The sequence below is a fragment of the Burkholderia crassaminum genome, from assembly GCF_964265005.1.
Classification (GTDB): Bacteria; Pseudomonadota; Gammaproteobacteria; order Burkholderiales; family Burkholderiaceae; genus Burkholderia.
In genome coordinates this window covers 37,468-58,834 of the sequence record NZ_OZ183801.1, presented here as the reverse complement: position 1 = coordinate 58,834, position 21,367 = coordinate 37,468, and the positions used below count along the sequence as shown (strand labels likewise).

Here is a 21,367-nt window from a genome sequence, read left to right as displayed (position 1 = left end):
CAACGCTACAACCGCACGACCGTCGACTTCAGCTCGGTGTACTTGTCGAGCGCGTGCAGCGACTTGTCGCGGCCGTTGCCCGACTGCTTGTAGCCGCCGAACGGGAAGTTCAGGTCATCGCTGCCGTCTCCGTAGCAGTTGACCCACACGGTGCCCGCGCGCAGCCGCCGCGCAACGGCATGCGCGGTCGACAGATCGGCCGACCATACCGCCGCGGCCAGCCCGTAGTCCGTATCGTTGGCGATCCGCACGGCCTCGTCGACGTCGTCGAACACGATCACCGACAGCACGGGCCCGAAAATCTCCTCGCGCGCGATCCTCGCATCGGGTTTCACCTCGAACACCGTCGGCTCGACATAGAACCCGCCCGTCTCCTCGCGCACGCGCGCGCCGCCCGTCACGAGGCGCCCCTCGTCGCGCCCGGCGCCGATATAGCCCATCACGCGATCGAGCTGCATGCGATCGACGATCGCCCCCATCGTCACCGACGGATCGAGCGGATGCCCGGGCGCAAAGCGCCGCGACGCAGCGACCAGTTTCGCGACGAATGCCTCCTTGATGTCGCGATGCACGAGCAGGCGCGAGCCGGCCGTGCACACTTCGCCCATGTTGAAAAAGATCGCGTCGGCGGCCGCCTGCGCGGCGCGGTCGAGATCGGGGCAATCGGGCAACACGATGTTCGGCGACTTGCCGCCGAGCTCGAGCCACACGCGCTTCAGGTTCGACTGCGCGGCGCACGCCATAATCTGCTGCCCCGTGCGCGTCGACCCGGTGAACGCGATGCAGTCGACGTCGCGATGCAGCGCGAGCGCCCTGCCCGGCTCCGCGCCGCCCGGCACGACGCTGAACACGCCCGCCGGCATACCGGCGTCGCACGCGAGCTGCGCGACGCGGATCGCGGTGAGCGGCGATTTCTCGGACGGCTTGAGCACCACGCTGTTGCCGGCCGCGAGCGCCGGCGCGAACTTCCAGGCGGCCATCAGCAGCGGGAAATTCCACGGCACGACGGCCGCGACGACGCCGATCGGCTCGCGCGTGACGAGCCCGACCAGATGATGGTCGACCGGCGCAACTTCACCGCCGACCTTGTCGATCGCTTCCGCATACCATTCGACGCAATGCGCGGCAGCCGGCACGTCGATCGCCGTGGTATCGGCGATCGGCTTGCCGGTATCGAGCGTCTCGAGCAGCGCGAGTTCGTCGAGGTGCTCGCGCATCAGCGCGGCCCAGCGCTGCAGTACCGCCTTGCGGGCGCGCGGGTTCATGCCGGCCCAGCTCCGGGCGTCGAACGCGCGGCGCGCGGCCGCCACCGCGAGGTCGACGTCGTCGGCGCCGCAATCGGCCACGTGCGCGAGCACGCCACCGTCGATCGGGCTCACACAAGCGAAGGTCGCACCGGTTTGTGCGTGGCGCGCCTCGCCGTCCACGAACGCGCGCCCTTCGATCCTCAACACGGACGCGCGGGCCTGCCAGTCTTCGAATGTCGGTTGATTCATGCGTTTCCTCGTGAAAAGTCGCGCATCACGACCCGGTGAACGGATCGATCGGCGTGAAGATGCCCGCGCGCGCCTCGATCGCTTCGCCCGCGGCGAGACACAGCGCTTCCTGGAAGCGTCCGGCGACGACCTGCACGCCGGTCGGTACGCCATCGCGGATGCCGGTCGGCACCGACAGCCCCGGCAGCCCGAGCAACGCGGTCGCGAGCAGCGGCCCCTGCCGGTCGATGATCGCGCGCATCGCGTCGTCGCCGTGCTGATCGGCGTCGATCGCGAACGGCCGCGCGCACGACACCGGCATCAGCAGCAGCGGATAACGCACGAAGAACTGCTGCCAGTCGCGCAGCAGCGCAGTGCGCCGTGCCAGGCCGCTCATGTAGCCCTCGAGGTCGAGCGGCGTCGCGAGACGGCGCTGGCTCGCGAACGCGGTACGGATCGTGGTGTCGCCGTGCTCCATGATCACGTCGCCGAGGCCGCTGCGCGCTTCGTTGGTCACCAGGTCCAGCCACAGTTCGCATGCTTCGGTGAAGCGCGGCGGCTCCGCTTCCTCGACGACGCAGCCCGCGTCCTCGAGCCAGCGCGCGGCCTGCCGGATCGCATCGACCACCACCGGATCGGACGGCACGCCCGGCAGCGCCGGGCACACGGCCACCCGCGCGGGGAACGCGGCTTCGTGCGCCATCGGCGCGACCGGCATCCACCATGCGTCGCGCGCGTCGCCCGCCGCCATCGCGTCGAGCGCGAGCCGCAGATCGCCGACCGTGCGGGCGAGCGGCCCCTGTACGGAGGCGAGCTGCACCGCGAGCGTGCGGTCCTTCGACTGCGTCGGGTTGTACGCGGGCACGCGCCCGGTGCTGGGCCGCAGCCCGGCGACACCGCACGCGTAGGCCGGGTAGCGGATCGAGCCGCCCAGGTCGTTGCCGTGCGCGATCGCGCCGATGCCGGCGGCCACGGCCGCGGCGGCTCCCCCGCTGGACCCGCCCGGCGTGAGCGACGAATTCCACGGATTCGACGTGCGGCCGTGCAGGTCGTTGTCGGTGAACCAGCGGTACGAAAACGCCGGTGCATTGCTGCGCCCGATCACGATCGCGCCGGCCTTGCGCAGGTTCGCGGTCACCGGGCTGTCCTCGTGCGCGATCAGGTCTGAAAACGCGCGCACGCCGTTGGTCGTCGCGCATCCGGCCGTGTCGACGTTGATCTTCACGGTCACCGGCACGCCGTGCAGCGGGCCGACCGGCGCGCCGCGCGCGATCGCAGCATCGGCAGCGGACGCGGCCTGCAACGCGCTGTCGGCCATCACGTCGACGATCGCGTTGATGACGGGGTTCACCGCCTCGAGCCGCTGCAGGCAGCTGCGCGTGAGTTCGGTGGCAGACACGTCGCGACGCGCGACGCGCTCGGCCATCTCGGCCGCGCTGAGACGCCACAATTCCTGGGTCATGAGTTGCTCCTCGTTGATCTCGATGGTTATCCGGAACCGGCCGCGCGCTACGCGCCCGGCTGCCTCGCCTGCGGTGCGTGCGACGCATAGATCTTGCGGCACGTTTCGACGACTTCCCACGTGCCGCGAAAACCCGGTGGAATCACGAACCGGTCGCCGGCGCGCAGCACGCGTTCGCGGCCGTCCGTATCGCACACGATCGCGACGCCGCTCAGCATCTCGCAATACTCCGACTCGTCGTACTCGATCGTCCAGCGGCCGGGCGTGCATTCCCAGATCCCGCAGCTGAACTGCCCGCACGGGCTGATGTAGTGATGCGACAGCGTCTGCAGCGGATTGCCGTCGAGCAGCAGCCCGCTCGGCACGCGGCTCTGCGTGAGCTTCGCCGGTGCCCGCATCAGGTCGACGAGATGCGTGATGTTGGTCATGAGTGCCTCCAGGGCATGAGTGATTCGAAACGTTTCGGTGCCGCACGGACGGGCCAGCCGCCCCGCGCGGGTCAGAGCAGGTCCATCATCCGGTGCCAGGCCATCGCGAGCGCCAGCATCGGCGTGCGCAGCGCCCGGCCGCCCGGAAAGTCGCGATGGCGAATCCGGCCGAACAGGTCGAAGCGCGCGGCCTGCGTGTCGATCGCTTCCGCGATCAGCCGCCCCGCGAGTCCCGTCACGTTGACGCCGTGCCCGGAGAAGCCCTGCGCGAAATACACGGTCGGCTCGAGCCGGCCGAAATGCGGCGCGCGATTCATCGTCGCGTCGATCAGGCCGCCCCATGCATAGTCGATTCGCACATCGGCCAGCTGCGGGAACGTCTTCAGCATGTCGCGCCGCATCGCGGCCGCGAGGTCGCGCGGCGTGTTCGTCGAGCTGCTGGCCTTGCCGCCCCACAACAGCCGGCGGTCGCGCGTCAGCCGGAAATAATCGAGCGCCGAATTCGTGTCGCAGATCGCCGCATCGGCCGGCATCGTCTCGGCCGCGCGCGCGTCGCCGAGCGGCTCCGTCGCGATCAGGTACGTCGCGACCGGAATGATCTTGCGCGCGAGCGCGGGCGCCAGCCGCCCCAGGTACGCATTGCAGGCCAGCACGACATGACGGGCATCCACGTGCCCGCGCGCACACGTGACGCGGTGATGCGGCGCGGCGTGATCGAGCGAGAGCGCGGGCGTGTCCTCGTGGATCGTCACGCCGGCTTCGCGCGCCGCCCGCGCGAGGCCGAGCGTGTAGTTCAGCGGATGCAGGTGGCCGCTGCCTTCGTAGCGGAGGCCGCCGACGTAACGATCCGATGCGACGAAGCGATGCATGTCGGCGCGCTCGACGAATTCGTAGCCGCGATAGCCGAAGCGGTTCGCCGCGGTATCGCGCCACGCGCGCAGCGCATCGAGATGGCGCGGCTTGTTCGCGGCAGTCAGGTAGCCGAAGGTCAGGTCGCAATCGATGCCGTACCGCTCGACCCGTTGCCGGACGATATCGACCGACTCCAGCCCCATCGCCCATACGCGCCGCACGTCGTCTTCCGGCAGGTAGGCCGAGAACGTATCGATGTCGCACGCGTAACCGGCGATCAGCTGGCCGCCGTTGCGTCCGCTCGCGCCCCAGCCGATCTTCGACGCCTCGACGAGCACGACCGAATGGCCGCGTTCGGCGAGCTCGAGTGCCGCGGACAGGCCCGTGAGCCCGCCGCCGATCACGCACACGTCGGCCGTCACGGCCCCGTCGAGCGACGGGTGCCGCGCACGGTCGTTGGCTGTCGCTGCATAGCAGGACTGAACATGTTGCTGGTTTTCGAACTTGAGCATGTGCAAGACTCGCGAACGGCGTCGCGTCAGAACGCGTAGATGAGTTGAGTGGCAAGCAGGTCGTTCGACTTCTCGTACGACCCGTCGTGGCGCAGGAACACCTTGTTGCTCGCCCAGTCGTGCCGGTATTCGACCTTCACCGTCACTTGCTGGGTCGGATAGAACAGCAGGTCGAACGCGGCGGCCTGCCGCGTCGCGCCCTTGCACTCGAAGCCGACGCCGCCGCTCGCCTTCGACAGCGCGAGGCAGTCCGCATCGATGCCGAAGCCGTTGTACGGATCCATCCCGTTGCCGTTCAGGCCGATCGACGACCCGCCGCCGCCGTTCTTCCGGTTCACGAGCAGGTCGTAGCGCAGCGTCGCGCCCATGCGGCCCACCACCGGTGCGTTGAACTTGCGGTGCGCGAGCAGCGACAGCCCGAACCACTGCGCGAGCCCGCCGTTGAACGCGCCGTGCTGCTGCTGGCCGTAGTCGAGCTCGGCGTTGTACTGCGCATCGGCGAGCGTGTAGGTCGCATCCGCTTCGCCGAAGAAGAACGCGCCGTACGCGCTCGGCGCGTTGCCGCCCACGCCGTAGCGCACGTTGCCGGTCGCCGGATCGACCGCGCTCGGCAGCGTCTGGCGGCCGATGCTGATCGAGCCGCCGACGTCGAGCGCGCTGCCGCGCAGGTAATCGACGCGCGCAGTGAAGGTCGGCACCTTGTTGCTCGTCGTGATCGGGTCGCCCAGCGCGTTGACGCCGGTCTGCGTCACCGCGCCCGCGCTGCGGAACTGCTCGTTACCGACGAAGAACTTCCACGCCCAGTGGCCGTCCGCACTCTGGTAGTTGACGCCCGCGCCGATCGACGAGCCCGGATCGGAGAAGTCGTACAGCAGGTTGTGCGTGAGCGTGAGCATCTGGCTCGACTGCTGGTACTCGTAACCGGCGAACCCCGTCACGAGCCCGCCGACGAACGCGGTCGTCCCCGACAGCGGCACCGTGACGACCGCCGTGTTCACGATGTCGAGCCCGCTCGCGCCGCTGCCCGTCATCATCGACAGGCCTGCGCCGCGGTTCGGCATCAGCGTGATTTCCGCGGACGGCGCGCTCGGGCCGACACCGAACGTCTTCTTGATGTCGAGGAATACGTCGCCGAACGTGCTGTTGTAGTAGGTGTACGCGTTCTCGTGGTTCGCGAACTGGAACGACGACGTGCCGGCGCCCCGGTTGACCACATACGTCGGGTCGAGGTAGCCCGTCACCGACAGCCCCGCGATCGGCCCCGTGCGCGCGGCGTCGGTCAGCGAATCGACCTTCAGTTGCTGGTTTGCGACCTGCTGCCGGATTTCCGACACGTCGTCATTGGTCAGCACGGCGGTCGCCTGCCCGTAGCCGGGTGTGGACGGGTCAGCCGCAGCACCGGTCGCCGCGTTCGCCACCACCGATGCGGCCGAAGGCTTCGCGCCGAGCTGCGATTGCAGCGCGCTCATCTGCCGTTGCAGCACCGCGATCTGCTGCTGCAGCGTCCGGATCTGGTCGGCGCTCGAATTCGCCGCGGCCAGCCCCGGCAGCGCTCCGGCGATCAGCGCGCAGAGCATCTTCTTTTTCATGGAATGTCTCCTTGTCGTTCGTCACTTCGTGGGATGCGGAAGGTGGTCGTGCAACGGCGGCGCGGCCGGTGGGCGCGCGGGCGGCACGGCGGATGGCGACTCGGGGGGGCCGGATGCCTCGGACGCGGATGCCGCGTGCCACATCCGCGTGTCGCGCGCCTGCCGCCGCTCGCGGGCCAGCATCGCGCGGTTCACGACGACGACGCCGATCGTCACGGCCGTGATGAACACCGTGGCGAGCGCATTCATCTCCGGGTTGAGCCCCATCCGCACACGCGAGAACACGACGAGCGGCAGCGTCGTCGACCCGGGGCCCGACAGGAACGCGGACAGGATCACGTCGTCGATCGACACCGTGAACGCGAGCAGCCAGCCGGACACCAGCGCCTGCGCGATCAGCGGCAGCGTGATCACGAAGAACACCTTCAACGGCCGCGCGCCGAGATCGAGCGCGGCTTCCTCGATCGAGCGGTCGAGCTCCTTCACGCGCGACTGCACGATCACCGCGACGAACGACAGGCACAGCATCACGTGGCCGATCCAGATCGTCAGCCAGCCGCGCCCGGCCGGCCAGCCGAAGGCCTGCTGCATCGCGACGAACAGCAGCAAGAGCGAGATGCCCTGGATCACCTCCGGAATCACGAGCGGCGCGTTGATCATCGCGGCATACAGCGTGAAGCCGCGAAAGCGCCCCATGCGGGCGAGCACGAAGCCGGCCCAGGTGCCGATCGCGACCGACGCGCTCGCCGTCAGCAGCGCGATCTTCAGCGACAGCCACGCGGCCGTGAGCAGTTCGCCGTCGTGCAGCAGCGCGCCGTACCACTTCAGCGAGAAGCCCGACCACACCGTCACCAGCTTCGACGCGTTGAACGAATACACGACCAGGCTGACGATCGGGATGTACAGGAACAGGAAGCCCGCGCCCAGCACGCACGCGGACAGGATGCGATTCGCGCGGGTCATGGCTTTGCCTCCGCTTCGGTCTGGCTGTAATGGAGCAGCGCCATCGGCACGAGCAGCAGCAGCACCATCGTCACCGTCACCGCGGACGCCATCGGCCAGTCCATGTTGTTGAAAAACTCGTCCCACATCACGCGGCCGAGCATCAGCGTGTTCGCGCCGCCAAGCAGCTCGGGGATCACGTATTCGCCGACCGCCGGGATGAACACGAGCAGGCTGCCCGCGACGATGCCGTTCTTCGACAACGGCAGCGTGATGCGCCAGAACGCGGACCATGGCGTTGCGCCGAGATCGTTCGCGGCCTCGAGCAGCGTGAGATCCATCTTCACGAGGTGCGCGTACAGCGGCATCACCATGAACGGCAGGTACGAATAGACCATCCCGATGTAGACACCCGCGTCGGTGTGATACAGGCGCAGCGGTGTCGCGATCACGCCGAGCGCCGCCAGCACGTGGTTCAGCAGCCCGTCGTCCTTCATGATGCCGACCCACGCATAGACGCGGATCAGGAACGACGTCCAGAACGGCAGCATTACGGCCATCATCAGCAGGTTGCGGCGGGCCGGCGCCGCACGCGCGATGCAGTAAGCGATCGGATAGCCGGCCAGCAGGCACATCAGCGTCGACGAGGCGGCCATCTTCAGCGAACTGACGTAGGTGTTCAGGTACAGGTCGTCCTGCAGCAGCAGCGCGTAATGCTTCAGCGACAGCACGACCTGCACGGTGCCGGCCTCCAGCCGCGCGAGTGCGGTGTACGGTGGGATGCCGAGCATCGAGTCGGCAAAGCTGATCTTCAGCACCAGCACGAACGGCAGCGCGAAGAAGACCGCGAGCCACATGAACGGCACGCCGATCGCGACGCTGCGGCCCGACGGCAGGAAGCGCGACAGCGCGGCAAAGCGGGCCGGGCGGGCGCGGCGGGCGCCGGCGCTCGCGGCGCCGCTCGGCACCGGCGCGGACGGATTGGAAGCGGAGGTTCTCATCGTGGCGTCCTCACTGCGTCAGCACAACGCCGCTGGCCGGCGACCACGACACGAACACGTCGTCGTTCCACGCCGGCGCGTTGTCGTTCATCAGGTGCGAGCTCGACAGGTTCGACACGACCGTCTTGCCGCTCGGCAAGCGCACGTGGTACAGCGAGTAGCTGCCCATGTACGCGATGTCGGTCACGACACCGCGCGCCCAGTTGTGTTTCGAGCCCGGCTTCTCGCGCGAAACGTGGATGCGTTCCGGACGCACCGAGATGCCGACCGGCATCCCGAGCGGGCCCGTGATGCCGTGGCTCACGACCATCCGTGCTTCGAGGTCGTCGCTCTCGACGAAGATGTGATCGGGTTCGTCTTCGACCACGCGCCCTTCGAACAGGTTGGTCGAGCCGATGAATTCGGCCGAGAAGCGGCTGTTCGGAAACTCGTAGACCTCGCCCGGCGAGCCGATCTGCACGATCCTGCCTTCGCTCATCACCGCGAGGCGGCTCGCCATCGTCATCGCCTCTTCCTGGTCGTGCGTGACCATCACGCAGGTCACGTCGACCTTCTCGATGATGTTCACGAGTTCGAGCTGGGTTTTCTGGCGAATCTTCTTGTCGAGCGCGGACATCGGCTCGTCGAGCAGCAGGAGCTTCGGGCGCTTGACCAGCGAACGCGCCAGCGCGACGCGCTGCTGCTGGCCGCCTGAAAGTTGATGCGGCTTGCGCTGCGCGTATTTGCTCATCTGCACGAGCGCGAGCGCGTCGGCCACGCGTTCCTTGATCTCGTTCTTCGGCGTGCCTTCCTGCTTCAGGCCGAACGCGACGTTCGATTCGACTGTCATGTGCGGGAACAGCGCGTACGACTGGAACATCATGTTCACCGGGCGGCGGTACGGCGGCAGCGACGCGAGGTCCTCGCCGTCGACGAAGATCTTGCCGGAGGTGGCCGTCTCGAGCCCGGCGAGCATGCGCAGCAGCGTCGACTTGCCGCAACCCGAGCTGCCGAGCAGCGCGAACAGCTCGTTCTTCGCGATCGTCAGGTTCACGTTGTCGACGGCCGCGCTGTCGCCGAATTTCTTCACGACGTTTTCGATGCGCACGAAGGCGTCCGCATCGTGGCGGGCACCGGCCGCGACCGATGCGGCAGGGAGCGTATGGATCATCGTCGTCTCCCTCAACCGCCCGACTTCAGTTGCAGCCACAGACGGTTCTGCATCCGTGCGATATCGGCGCTTCGCGGCATCGCAAGCGACGTCTTCGCAATCGTGGCATCGGACAGGTAGACACTCGGGTCCTGCGCGATCGCCGGCGTCACGAACGTGCGCGCAGCCTTGTTCGCGGTCGGGTAGAAGATCTCGTTCGTGATCGCCGCGTTGGTCTTCGGCTCCTCGATGTAGTTGATCCACTTCAGCGCGGCTTCTGGATGCGGCGCATCCTTCGGGATCGCCATCACGTCGAACCACAGCAGGCCGCCTTCCTTCGGATTCACGTAACGGATTTCGTACGCGCGCTTCGCATCCAGCGTGCGCCGCCGCGCGATGCCGACATCGCCCGACCAGCCGAGCACGACGCAGACATCGTTGTTCGCCAGGTCGTCCGCATAGCCGGCCGAGCTGAACTGCGTGACATACGGGCGAATCTTCTTCAGCACGTCGTAGGCCGCCTGGTAGTCGGCCGGGTTCTTGCTCTCGGGATCCTTGCCCATGTACTGCAGCGCCGCCGCGAACGCGGCGTCCGGCGCGTCGAGCAGCGAAATGCCACAGCCTTTCAGCTTCGCCGCGTTCGCCGGGTCGAACAGCAGCGCCCAGCTGTCGGTCGGCGCGTTCTCGCCGAGCCGCTTCCTGACCGCCTCGACGTTGTAGCCGATCCCCGTCGTGCCCCACGCCCACGGCACGCCGTACTGGTTGCCCGGGTCGGCCTTCGCGACCATCTTCATCAGCACCGGGTCGAGGTTCGCGAGATTCGGCAGCTTCGACTTGTCGAGCTTCTGGTACACGCCGGCCTGGATCTGCTGCGCGAGATAGTTCGACGTCGGCACGACGATGTCGTAGCCCGAGCTGCCCGCGAGCAGCTTGGTCTGCAGCGTATCGTCGCTGTCGTAGCTGTCGTAGCGCACCTTGATGCCCGACTGCTTCTCGAAGTTGGGCACCGTGTCCTTCGCGACGTACTCCGACCAGTTGTACACGTTCAGGTTGGCATCGCCGGCATGGGCGGACAGGCTGGCCGCGAAGGCCAGCAGCGCCGACGTGACAAGCGCGGCGCGCAACGCCGGTTGACGACGGATACGGATACGCATGGGGATTCTCCTTGTGATGGCGATCGGCCGTTGCGCCCGGTCCGGGTCCGGACTCGCGTCAACGCCGTCAAGCGGTGTTCAGCACAAGGGTCAATGTAGAGATCGCGGCCGGCAGCGTCAGTCCCGAAAACCGGGACAAACAGCGACGTCGGCCAGCGCCGTTTGGGTAGATTCCCGCGTAGGCAGTCGAAAATATTCGTGATACCTGTAGCGCCACCTGAAAATCTTCGACACACGACGTCATGAGCGCTGCGCTGCCCGCCCCCGATCTCCCGCTGAGCCACGTTGCGTTCGTGACCGAAACGCTGGGCGACATCGCCCAGGCCGTCGGGACGCCGCAGTTCATGCGCGCCGTCTACGACACGCTCGTGCGCTACGTCGACTTCGACGCCGTGCATCTCGACTACGAGCGCAGTGCCGCGTCCGGCCGGCGCAGCGTCGGCTGGATCGGCAGCTTCGGCCGCGAGCCCGAGCTGGTCGCGCAGGTGATGCGCCACTACTACCGCAGCTACGCGAGTGACGATGCAACGTACGCGGCGATCGAAACCGACAACGACGTGCAGTTGCTGCAGGTGTCCGCGCAGCGCGTCGCCAGCGAGCTCCGGCATCTGTTCTTCGATGCCGGCGACATTCACGACGAATGCGTGGTCGCGGGCGTGACGGGCGGCACGCGTTACTCGATCTCGATCGCGCGCTCGCGACGGCTGCCGCCGTTTTCGCTGAAGGAGCTGAGCCTGTTGAAGCAGCTTTCGCAGGTCGTGCTGCCGTTGGCCTCCGCGCACAAGCGCCTGCTCGGCGCGATCTCCGCCGACGACGCGCCACGCGACGAACTCGATCTCGACCTCGTCGCGCAATGGCTGCCGGAATGGCAGGAGCGCCTGACCGCGCGCGAAATGCACGTGTGCGCGTCGTTCATCCAGGGCATGACCTCGGCGGCCATCGCGCAATCGATGGGGCTCAAGACGTCCACCGTCGACACGTACGCGAAGCGCGCCTTCGCGAAGCTCGGCGTCGATTCGCGCCGGCAACTGATGACGCTCGTGCTGAGGAACGCGTCGCGGCGGCACGCCGCATAGCGTCCCCGTGCACCGTCCGCCGGCCGGTTGCGCGCGCATCCATCTGCGCGCCGCCTCATAACGATCCGACAATTTATTGGTTCCCTCGACGATGCGCTGTCCGTATCGTTCACCGACTCGTCAGACCAATCGACCAACGGGGGAATCCAACAATGAAACAGATCCGTTCATTCGCACTGCTCGCGCTGCCGGCCGCGCTCTATGCCGCCGGCGCCCACGCACAAAGCAGCGTCACGCTGTACGGCATCGCCGATGCCGGCATCGCCTACGTGCACAACGCGCAGAACGCGAACGGCAGCAACGCGTCGAGCCTCGTCAAGTTCAGCAGCGGCAACCTGTCGGGCAGCCGCTGGGGGCTGCGCGGCACCGAGGATCTCGGCGGCGGCCTGGCCGCGCTGTTCCAGCTCGAGAACGGCTTCAACATCGGCACGGGCGCACTCGGCCAGGGCTCGCGCGAATTCGGCCGCAAGGCCGTCGTCGGCCTCGCGAGCAGCACGTACGGTACGGTGACGCTCGGCCGCCAGTACGATCCGGTCGTGGATCTCGTGCAGGGCCTCACGCAGGACAACTACTTCGGCGGCGTGTTCGCGACGCCGGGCGACCTCGACAACTACGACAACAGCCTGCGCGTCAGCAACTCGGTGAAATACACGAGCCCGCTGATCTCGGGCTTCCAGTTCGAAGGCCTGTACGGCTTCGGCGGCGTCGCGGGCGCCACCGGCAGCGGCCGCACGTACAGCTTCGGCGCAAGCTACGCGAACGGCCCGCTGTCGCTCGGCGCCGGCTTCTTCTACGCGAACGGCGGCTCCACGGTCGCGAACGGCGTGCGCACGTGGTCGAGCAGCTCGGACACGCTGTTCAACACCGTGATCAACCAGGGCTTCTCGAGCGCGAAGTCGATCCAGATCGTGCGCGTGGCTGGCCAGTACGTGGCAGGGCCCGCCACCTTCGGCCTCGCGTATTCGAATACGCAGTACGGCGCGGACACGCTGTCGGCATTCAGCCAGAACGCGAAGTTCAACAACGGCTCGGCGTTCTTCAACTGGCAGTTCTCGCCGGCGCTGCGCGCGGGTGTCGGCTACAACTACACGTCGCTGACGGGCCCGTCTTCCGCGCACTACAACCAGGTCAACCTCGGCGCGGACTACGCGCTGTCGAAGCGCACCGACCTGTATGCGCTGTTCGGCTACCAGAAGGCGAGCGGCAACACGCTCAACGCGAACGGCGCGGTCGTGAAGGCCGCCGCGTCGGTCGGCTCGTACGGCGTGAATTCCGGTACCGATACGCAGGAACTCGCGATCGTCGGGATTCGCCACAAGTTCTGATCGCGTCGCAACACGACGACAACAACAACGACAGCCGGCAGGCGCGCACCGCGGTGCGCGCCTGCGGCGTTTACACTGTCGCGTTCACGTTCCGCACGACACAAGGAGGCCGGCATGCTGACCGTATGGGGGCGCCGCAACGCATTCAACGTCCAGAAGGTGATGTGGCTCGTCGACGAGCTCGCGCTCGCGCATCGGCACGTGCCGGCCGGCGGGCAGTTCGGCGTGCTCGACACGCCCGGATTTCTCGCGATGAACCCGCACGGGCGCATACCCGTGATCGACGACGGCGGCACGGTCGTCTGGGAATCGCACAGCATCCTGCGCTACCTCGCCGCGCGTTACGGACGCCCCGGCTTCTGGCACGACGATCCGGCGGTACAGTCGCGCGCCGACCGCTGGTTGGACTGGACGCAAACCACGCTGCAACCGACGTTCCTGAATGGCGTGTTCCGCGGCTACTTCCGGACGCCGCCCGAGCAGCGCGACACGGCGCGCGTCGAGCAAAGCATCGCGCAGTGCGCGCAACACTTCCGGACACTCGATGCGGTGCTGGCCGGGCAACCGTTTCTCGCGGGCGACGCGCTCACGCTCGCCGACATCGCGGCCGGTACGCATCTATACCGCTATTTCGAACTCGACATCGCTCGGCCGGATATACCCCACGTGCAAGCGTGGTACGAACGGCTGAAAGCGCGGCCCGCGTATCGCACGCACGTGATGATTCCGTTCGACGACCTGCGCGGCAAACTCGACTGAGCGGGCGCCGCGCCAACGGCGGGACAGTTTGTTGGAAGGTTGTAAGAACAACGGTGTAGGGTGCCGACCTGTACGCCCGCCGGATATGCATGCGTCGTCGCGACCAGGATAGTCGCCAGGCGGGTCACGGCTGACCAACCACGCAGGCAAGGTGATGAGCGCTCACGACATTCCGGTCGACTTCGCTTTTCGGCAAGACACGGCGGCAGCCGTCCATCGAAACGCCGGCCTCGACGCGTTGCGCGCGTGCCTGACGTTGCTGGTGGTCTTTCACCACTGCGCGATCACATACGGCGCGCTCGGCGGGTGGTACTACCACGAGGTGGCTGCCGGCCCGTCCGTGGAGTCCGCACTGCTGACGCTCTTCTGCGCGATCAACCAGGCTTTTTTCATGGGCCTGTTCTTTTTCCTGGCCGGCTATTACACGTCGCCATCCATCGATCTCAAGGGCGCCGCCCGTTTCCTCGCCGACCGGTTCATCAGGCTCGGCCTGCCTCTGCTGGTGTATGGCTTCGTGATCGGCCCGGCAACGATCGCCCTGGCGCAATCGGGCGCAGGCCACCCGTTCGCGGATACGCTGGGCCGCCTGTGGCGCAAAGGCACGTTCGAGAACGGCCCGATGTGGTTCGCCGAGGCGCTGCTGATGTTCAGCGCAGTTGCAGTGCTCCGGCACATCGCTTTCGGGCGCACCGTGGCACGCGAAACGAACCACCCCGCCCGGCACCCCTTTCCTTCCGACACGACGTTGGCCGCCGCGGCGTTGCTCACGGGTATCGCGGCACTGGCGTTGCGGTCCCGATGGCCGGTAGGTACCAACGTATGGGGGCTGCAGCTCGGCTACTTCGCGAGCTACGTCGTGTTGTACGCAGCCGGGTGCCGGACCGCGCACGTGCACTGGATCGCACATCTGCCGGCCCGGCAGGTCGGACTGTGGTGGCGCATCGCACTGCTGGCACTCCCTGTCCTGCCAATCGCTTACCTGCTCGCGAAGCACGTTCCTGCATTGCGCGGCCGCCCGCAGGCGGTGATCTACGCGTTCTGGGAGCCGCTGGTCGCGTGGGGAACGAGCCTGTTTCTCGTCAGCCGTTTCCAGCGGCACTTCGATCGACTGACGGGCGCATGGCAGTCGCTGTCCCGACGCGCGTACACGATCTACATCATCCACCCCCCGGTGCTGGTGGGTGTCGCCCTCGTATGGCGAACCGTGCCGGTGTCTCCGTTCCTGAAATTCGCCGTGACCGGCGGTGTCGCTTGCGTCACGTGCTACCTGATTGCCGGCCTCCTGCTCCGGGTGCCGAGACTCGCGTCGATCCTGTAAGTGCAACCATGCCTGGCTGGGAGAAGGCGCACGATCAAACCGGAAACGCCAGCCTAATGTCGCCGCATGCCACCCGCCCCGCTCATGCCGCCGAACGCGTGCATGCCGCCGAATTCGCGATGCGCGCCGACCGGGAACGCGCCATGGTGAAAACCGGCGCCGATCGGCATGCCGAAGCGGCGATGTTCCATCCCGTTGACGTGAACGACCTGATCGGCGTGATGGAAATGGTGGAAGCGGTGGAAACGATCGATGAAGACGAAGCCCACGCCCGCGCCGATGAAAAGCGGCGGCCCCCAGTACCACAGGTCGGCATACGGATAGTCCACCGCCGGATACCATAGAACACTACCGTCGGGACTCTGCACGAACTGCCATGTGCCATCGTCCTGCAGGCACGCACGCCCCACGATTTGCTGCTCCGTGCCGTCGATGTTCGCTCGCGCGACGACCGCACGGCAGTTCGCACTGTCGTCCGCCAGATCGTCGTACGTTTGCGCAAAGACCGCCACGGAACAGCCGAGACAGACGAACCCTATCCCGGATCGAAACAAGTTGCACATGATCGGCTCCTGCCTGATTGCCCCCGACCACTCGATCGCTTGGCGCCGCTGGCGGCGCCCGACACATCGGATTGCTCGCGCACGATTCACCACGCGGCGGTAACGCACCGCCGCTTCGTACAGGGTCTCCTGCCGGCTAAACGATGCGGCGCGCCCGCTTATTCCAGGGGTCTGGTGCGATTGAGCAACGCGGGAACGCTCGACAGTCGATGCCGCGGCCGGCGTCCGGCCTAGCGCCTCGCGAAGCGGTAGGCGGCCGCCGCCGTGATCCCGAATACCAGATGGGCCACCAGCGTAATCGCACCACGGACCGGAATGAACCACGGGAAGATCGCGGTGAAGGCGTACAGGTTGACGGCGTACAGGATGAGGCCGAACGCGCCGCCCGCGAGTAGCGCGGACGCGAGCGACAGGGTGCGGATCGCTTTCGCCAGCACGGCCGCATAGACGAGCGACAGCACCAGATGCACGAGGGTCGCCACCGCCATGACCAGCGGATCGAAGCCGGCGGATACGCCGAGCACGCGGCGCCCCATCACGATGGCCGCCGTGAGGCGTGCGTCGCGCAACAGGTTCCCGATCGCGTCATCGCCGACGATCGGCCAGAGCAGCAGCTCGACGACGGTCGAGCCGACCGCCGCACCGAACGCCGCCCAGAGAATCGGGACGACACTGGCTCGTTTCAATTGGCGCCCCCATCACAACCGGCCGAGGCATCGAAGCGGCGTGCACCCCACCCGCTCCGGCGCCGGTCGTGCAGCGTGTGCCCGCGATACCGAACCGGGCGGCCACGCAACCTTACGAAACCCGTTCGCAATCCGTCCAGTAAGCGAAAGGATCGCGATGCTTCGGATAGTTTTCGTCCAGCCATTTCAGCAACGTCGCCCGCGCGTTGTCCATGTCGGCTTTCAGCGACGAAGTCGTCAATTCATGCACTTCGATGGACTTTTCGCGATCGACCACGAAGCAGTTCCAGTCGGGGCCGTCCAGATCCGGATCGTCGGACGCCTTCGACGACTTGCCCCAGCCGAGCCCCTTGCGGGCGTCGATGTAGTACCGCGGATGCACTTTCAGGTACGACATCTCGCCGCCCTGCAGGCTGCTCTCCGCGCGCAGCACGTCGTGTCCGTCGACGATCTGCGTGACTTCCGGAAGCCGGCGCGCTCGCCATCCGGCAGGCAGCGTCGCGATGGCCTTGACGCTGTCGTACATCCCCCACTCCAGCCCCCACGCTTCGGCCATGCGCTTCATGAATGCGTCCGCATTCGGATAGCCGCGCAACTGGATCCGGGTCGACAGCGTGACTTCGATACCGCCACGCCCGCCCGTGCCGGCGGATGCCTCGTCTGCGCTCGCTTCAAACGGATTGCCCGGACGTGACGCGCGCGTCGCATCCGCGGGCGCCATGCCCGAAAACAGCTGGTCGAGCGCGGCACGCGCTTTCGACGACTTGTCCGGCTTGTTCATTGTTGACCTCGCTTGCATCCGAACGGATGCATGCATTCTCGATTTTCGTTCATCTCTCTACCTCATCGTTTTCGCGGTCGCATTGTCGTCGATCCGGCGGCGCCGGCCTAGTGTTTCGAATCGCACACCACGTCCTTCGCACCAACCGGCCCGCAGTAACGGGCCGCCACAGCCATGCCGGCTAGCCGCCTGCCGCCACCGCCGCCCGCATCCGCTCCATCAACGCCAGCACCTCCGGCCGATTCTCCCCCTTCGCGTGCACGAAGTAATACCTGAGCACCGAATCGACCTCGTGCCGGCTCACGCGCACGAGGGCGCTGCGCTTGAGATAGGCGTCGGCGAGCGGTACGCGCGCCAGCGCCACGCCGAGCCCTGCCTCGGCCGCGGCCAGCACGAGGTTGTAATCCTCGAAACGGCGATCCTGCGCGCGCGGCTTGAACGGCACGCCCAATGCATCGAACCACGTGCGCCAGCCGGTCACATCGGAATCGTGCAGCAACGGCATGTCGAGCAACGCGGCATCGCCGCGCCGGCGGCGCTCCGCGGCCAGTTGCGCGGCGAGCCGCGGATGCGCGACCGGATAGAGCCGCTCCGGCATGAACGCACGGGTTTCGAGCTGGCGCCAGTTGCCGCGCCCGTACCGGACCGACAGGTCCGCTTCGCCGCCGGCGATATCCACGTTGCGCAGATCGATGCCGAGTTCGATCCGCAACGCGGGCGCCTCGCTCTCAAGTAAATGCTGCCGCTCGAACAGCCACAGCTGCGCGAACGCCGGCACCACGCTCATCCTGACCAGTCGCGGCGCGCGCGGCGAGCGCCACTGATCGGCCGCACTGTCGATGATCGCGAACGCCTGCTCGATCCGGCCGACGAAGCGCTGCCCGTCCGGCGTCAGGCGCACGCCGCGCGCATGACGTTCGAACAACCGCAGGCCGAGCCAGTTTTCAACGGCGGCCACCCGCCGGCTGATCGCGCCGTGCGTCACGCCCGACACGTCGGCCGCGGCCAGGAACGAACCCTCGCGCGCGACCGTGCACACCGTCTCCAGGCTCGCGAGCGGCGGCCGCGAACCCGGCGCCGGCGCGGCGGCGGGCAACGCCGCCGGGCCCCGCTTCGCGCGGGCTGAAGCGCCGGTCGGCCGCCGGCTCGAGCTGTGATTCATCGTCATATCCGCATGCTGATCTGTGCGCTAGCTTAACATCTCGCCACGCCGCATCATCGCCGCATGAACACACTCTCCACACCGTCGTCGCGCACTGCGCGGCAGCCGCTGGTCGCGGCCGGCGCGGTCGCCTTCACGATCGTGTCGTGGGCGTCCGCTTTCCCGTTCATCCGGATCGGCCTGCATGGCCTGACCCCGCTGCAGCTCGCGGCGGCGCGTTTCGCCACCGCGGCCGTGCTGATCGTCGCGTGGTGGGTAGTGCGGCGGCCGCGCATGCCGACACGGCGCGACGCGCTGCGCTTCCTGCTGTGCGGCTTTCTCGGCATCGCGCTCTACAACGCGCTGCTCAATACCGGCGAGCAGACCGTGTCGGCCGGCGCGGCGAGCTTCATCGTGAACACCCTGCCGATCTTCACGGCGCTGCTGGCCGCCGTGTTTCTCGGCGAGCGCTTCAATCGCTGGGGCTGGCTCGGCTCGCTGGTCAGCCTCGCCGGCATCGCGGTGATCGCGCGCGGGCAGCCGGGCGGCCTCGTCCTCGGCGCGGGCAGCACGCTGATTCTCGGCGCGGCCCTGTGTTCGGCCAGCTATTTCGTGCTGCAGCGGCGGCTGATTCCGGTCTACGGCGCGCTGGCCTGCACCGCCTACACGCTGCTGGCCGGCGCGCTGCTGCTCACGCCGTGGCTGCCGGGCGCGCTCGTGGCGCTGGGCAGCGGGTCACGCGACACGATGCTGGCCGTCCTGATGCTCGGCATCTTCCCTGCCGCGCTGGGTTACGCGACCTGGACCTTCGCACTCGGCTACTTCGGCGCGGCGCGCGCCGCCAACTTCCTCTATCTGACGCCGGCGGTCGCGACGGCCCTGTCGATGGTGCTGACGGGCGAGCAGCCGGGGATCGAGACGGTGTGCGGCGGCCTGCTGGCGATTGCCGGTGTGATCTTCGTCGCGTTGCGCGGACGCGCTTAGGAGCGACGCCGCATCGGCCCGGCACGGTCGGCCCGATGATCGCGCAAGCGAGCCGGTCGGGACGAACCCCGGCATTTGCGAAGCCGATCGTGCGGCGCCGGTTGCCGACTCGCGCCAGTTCGTCAACGCCGCCGGACTTGACCGTTAGTTGCGCTCAAACGAGGACACCAATTCCGATGAAACATGGCCGTTCAACCCGATGCGCAATCGCAATCGTCCAAACTGTGCAGACAAATCGACCGAACAGTTCCGGATTGACCGCGCATCAGTGTCCATGGCTTCGTCCCGGCCGCCGGCCGAATAATGGATGCGGCCGTAAGGCCGTCGACAGCGAATCGCAGCCTGTGGCGTGCCGCGGCGCACGATTTCCGGCATCCGGCGCCCTCGCACTTGGGGCGCCAGTCGTACCGTCGAGCAATTCGCTGCAGCGCGCAAAATCGGCTTCATATATATTCATACGAATTGCACGCTGTCAGGCCCCGGCCGGCCCGCTCACCCGGGCGTCACGCCGGCGGGCAGGACGCGATGCAGTGAAGCCCATGATGGGTATGGAGACTCGTCCGATCGCCCCGACCTCGCCGTCGGCCGGTCGAGACGTCAATAGAAAGATCATTCAAATCGGAGATGGCAGATGGAACGAAGCACTGTCGGCATGCGCTGCAAACCCCTGATCACCGTTGCACTGGCTGCCGCCGCGTTTGCGGCCGCGTCGAGCGCGATGGCTGACCAGGTCGTCAAGATCGGCAGCGTCGAACCGACGACGGGCGGCATCTCGCACCTCGGCAAGGACAACGAGAACGGCGCACGCCTCGCGGTCGAGGAAATCAATGCGAAGGGCCTGACGATCGGCGGCAAGAAGATCACGCTGCAACTCGATGCGCAGGACGACGCGGCCGACCCGCGCCAGGCCACGCAGGTTGCGCAGAAGCTGGTCGACGACAAGGTCGTCGCCGTCATCGGCCACCTGAACTCGGGCACGTCGATCCCGGCCTCGAAGATCTACAGCGACGCGGGCATCGTGCAGATCTCGCCGTCGGCCACGAACCCGACCTACACGCAGCAAGGCTTCAAGACGACGTACCGCGTGGTCGCGACCGACGCGCAGCAAGGCCCGGCGCTCGCGAGCTACGCACAGGCGAAGGGCGTGAAGAGCGTGGCGGTGATCGACGATTCCACCGCGTACGGCCAGGGCCTCGCGAACGAGTTCGAGAAGAAGGCGAAGGCGCTCGGCCTGAAGGTGCTGTCGCACGACGCGACCAACGACAAGGCCGTCGACTTCCGCGCGATCCTGACGAAGGTCAAGGGCGAGAACCCGGACGCGATCATGTACGGCGGCATGGACGCAACCGGCGGCCCGCTCGCGAAGCAGGCGAAGCAACTCGGCCTGCGCGCGAAGATCCTGTCCGGCGACGGCGTGTGCACCGACTCGCTGGCCGACCTGGCCGGCCCGGCGGCCGACAACGTGCTGTGCTCGCAGGCAGGCGCTGCGCTCGAGAAGATGCCGGGCGGCGCGGACTTCCTCGCGAAGTACCAGAAGCGCTTCAACCAGGGCATCAAGTTCGATGCGCCGTTCGCGTATGACGCGGTCTACATCGCGGTCGACGCGATGAAGCGCGCGAACTCGACCGACCCGGCGAAGATCCTCGCGGCGATGCCGGCGACGAAGTACGAAGGCGTGATCGGCACGACGACCTTCGACGCGAAGGGCGACCTGACGCACGGGATCATCTCGATCTACGGCTACAAGAGCGGCAAGAAGACCTTCCTCGACCAGGTGAAGATGTAACCCGACGCGGCGCCGGCACGACGGGAACGCCACCCGTCGGCGCCGGCGCCGCGCGGGCCGATTTCTGATTCACGGAGACGAAGCATCATGTGTGCAATGGCGTATGCGGAATTTCAACAGGAGTTGAAGAAGGCACAGTTGACGGCGCGCGAGTTCGCCCGCCTGATCCGGATGAACGAAAGTTCGATCACGAACTATTCGAGCAAGGGCACCGTCCCGTCCCACCTCGCGGTCATCGCGAAACTGATCGGCACGCTGGCCGCGCACGAGATCGATTTCCGGCGCGTGATCCGGCAGATGCGGATCGAGCCGAAACGGCCGCGCGGCGTCGGCGTGTTCCCTGCGGCGGACAAGCCGCGCTCCCGAAAGACGGCGAAAGCCGACGCCTGAGCACAGGCACGCGT

At 67.2% G+C, this 21,367-nt stretch carries 19 protein-coding genes and 1 pseudogene; 7 read left to right on the top strand and 13 right to left on the bottom strand.

Translation table 11 applies throughout. The features are described 5' to 3' along the window. Positions 1 to 5 precede the first annotated feature (5 nt). The 9 genes and pseudogenes from ACPTTF_RS33540 to ACPTTF_RS33500 all read right to left on the bottom strand — a co-directional run bounded on the left by ACPTTF_RS33540 (position 6) and on the right by ACPTTF_RS33500 (position 10,544). Positions 6 to 1,496 carry an aldehyde dehydrogenase gene (locus tag ACPTTF_RS33540; protein WP_423371942.1) on the bottom strand — a complete coding sequence of 497 codons (1,491 nt, stop codon included), beginning with the start codon at positions 1,494 to 1,496 and terminating at the stop codon, positions 6 to 8. A 25-nt stretch (positions 1,497 to 1,521) separates the two neighbouring features. Continuing rightward, a complete protein-coding gene (locus ACPTTF_RS33535; RefSeq protein ID WP_423371941.1) occupies positions 1,522 to 2,937 on the bottom strand; it encodes an amidase family protein in 1,416 nt (471 codons plus the stop codon). A 47-nt stretch (positions 2,938 to 2,984) separates the two neighbouring features. After that, complete coding sequence (locus ACPTTF_RS33530; RefSeq protein WP_423371940.1) at positions 2,985 to 3,365, bottom strand: cupin domain-containing protein; 381 nt, start codon at positions 3,363 to 3,365, stop codon at positions 2,985 to 2,987. A gap of 71 nt (positions 3,366 to 3,436) precedes the next feature. Continuing rightward, entirely contained in the window at positions 3,437 to 4,729 is a 1,293-nt protein-coding gene (locus tag ACPTTF_RS33525; RefSeq protein ID WP_423371939.1) for an NAD(P)/FAD-dependent oxidoreductase, read from the bottom strand. A gap of 26 nt (positions 4,730 to 4,755) precedes the next feature. After that, positions 4,756 to 6,318, bottom strand: a complete 1,563-nt coding sequence (locus tag ACPTTF_RS33520; protein ID WP_423371938.1) for a DUF3138 family protein — start codon at positions 6,316 to 6,318, stop codon at positions 4,756 to 4,758. 21 nt (positions 6,319 to 6,339) lie between these two features. Continuing rightward, on the bottom strand, positions 6,340 to 7,281 hold the full coding sequence (locus ACPTTF_RS33515; protein WP_423371937.1) for an ABC transporter permease subunit: 942 nt from the start codon (positions 7,279 to 7,281) through the stop codon (positions 6,340 to 6,342). Further along, positions 7,278 to 8,261 (bottom strand): ABC transporter permease subunit, encoded by a 984-nt coding sequence (locus ACPTTF_RS33510; RefSeq protein ID WP_423371936.1) that lies wholly within the window; start codon positions 8,259 to 8,261, stop codon positions 7,278 to 7,280. Before ACPTTF_RS33510 ends, ACPTTF_RS33515 begins: the two co-directional genes overlap by 4 nt. Positions 8,262 to 8,271: 10 nt before the next feature. Further along, positions 8,272 to 9,357, bottom strand: a pseudogene (locus tag ACPTTF_RS33505) (ABC transporter ATP-binding protein); the annotation flags it as partial. A gap of 65 nt (positions 9,358 to 9,422) precedes the next feature. After that, positions 9,423 to 10,544, bottom strand: a complete 1,122-nt coding sequence (locus ACPTTF_RS33500; protein WP_423371935.1) for a polyamine ABC transporter substrate-binding protein — start codon at positions 10,542 to 10,544, stop codon at positions 9,423 to 9,425. A gap of 242 nt (positions 10,545 to 10,786) precedes the next feature. Here ACPTTF_RS33500 and ACPTTF_RS33495 point away from each other — a divergent pair, with 242 nt between their 5' ends. From ACPTTF_RS33495 to ACPTTF_RS33480, 4 genes are all read left to right on the top strand, one after another. Further along, complete coding sequence (locus ACPTTF_RS33495; protein ID WP_166966153.1) at positions 10,787 to 11,620, top strand: helix-turn-helix transcriptional regulator; 834 nt, start codon at positions 10,787 to 10,789, stop codon at positions 11,618 to 11,620. Positions 11,621 to 11,772: 152 nt separating this feature from the next. Further along, complete coding sequence (locus ACPTTF_RS33490; RefSeq protein ID WP_047853068.1) at positions 11,773 to 12,945, top strand: porin; 1,173 nt, start codon at positions 11,773 to 11,775, stop codon at positions 12,943 to 12,945. 114 nt (positions 12,946 to 13,059) lie between these two features. Then, a complete protein-coding gene (locus ACPTTF_RS33485; protein ID WP_423371934.1) occupies positions 13,060 to 13,704 on the top strand; it encodes a glutathione S-transferase family protein in 645 nt (214 codons plus the stop codon). A gap of 154 nt (positions 13,705 to 13,858) precedes the next feature. Further along, entirely contained in the window at positions 13,859 to 15,022 is a 1,164-nt protein-coding gene (locus ACPTTF_RS33480) for an acyltransferase family protein (RefSeq protein WP_423371933.1), read from the top strand. Positions 15,023 to 15,075: 53 nt separating this feature from the next. Here ACPTTF_RS33480 and ACPTTF_RS33475 read toward each other — a convergent pair whose 3' ends face one another. The 4 genes from ACPTTF_RS33475 to ACPTTF_RS33460 all read right to left on the bottom strand — a co-directional run bounded on the left by ACPTTF_RS33475 (position 15,076) and on the right by ACPTTF_RS33460 (position 18,220). Continuing rightward, positions 15,076 to 15,585: a hypothetical protein gene (locus ACPTTF_RS33475; RefSeq protein WP_423372605.1), complete on the bottom strand. Its 510-nt coding sequence runs from the start codon at positions 15,583 to 15,585 to the stop codon at positions 15,076 to 15,078. Between the two features lie 230 nt (positions 15,586 to 15,815). Beyond that, positions 15,816 to 16,271, bottom strand: coding sequence for a sodium:proline symporter (locus ACPTTF_RS33470; protein ID WP_423371932.1), 456 nt, complete (start codon positions 16,269 to 16,271; stop codon positions 15,816 to 15,818). A gap of 112 nt (positions 16,272 to 16,383) precedes the next feature. Beyond that, complete coding sequence (locus ACPTTF_RS33465) at positions 16,384 to 17,052, bottom strand: nitroreductase (protein WP_166966165.1); 669 nt, start codon at positions 17,050 to 17,052, stop codon at positions 16,384 to 16,386. A gap of 181 nt (positions 17,053 to 17,233) precedes the next feature. Then, positions 17,234 to 18,220: a LysR substrate-binding domain-containing protein gene (locus ACPTTF_RS33460; RefSeq protein ID WP_423371931.1), complete on the bottom strand. Its 987-nt coding sequence runs from the start codon at positions 18,218 to 18,220 to the stop codon at positions 17,234 to 17,236. Between the two features lie 57 nt (positions 18,221 to 18,277). Here ACPTTF_RS33460 and ACPTTF_RS33455 point away from each other — a divergent pair, with 57 nt between their 5' ends. The 3 genes from ACPTTF_RS33455 (at position 18,278) to ACPTTF_RS33445 (ending at position 21,353) form a co-directional block, all read left to right on the top strand. Next, entirely contained in the window at positions 18,278 to 19,177 is a 900-nt protein-coding gene (locus ACPTTF_RS33455; RefSeq protein WP_423371930.1) for a DMT family transporter, read from the top strand. A 631-nt stretch (positions 19,178 to 19,808) separates the two neighbouring features. Next, positions 19,809 to 20,963 (top strand): branched-chain amino acid ABC transporter substrate-binding protein, encoded by a 1,155-nt coding sequence (locus ACPTTF_RS33450; RefSeq protein ID WP_166966172.1) that lies wholly within the window; start codon positions 19,809 to 19,811, stop codon positions 20,961 to 20,963. A gap of 87 nt (positions 20,964 to 21,050) precedes the next feature. Next, entirely contained in the window at positions 21,051 to 21,353 is a 303-nt protein-coding gene (locus ACPTTF_RS33445; RefSeq protein WP_166966174.1) for an XRE family transcriptional regulator, read from the top strand. The last annotated feature ends 14 nt before the right edge of the window (positions 21,354 to 21,367 follow it).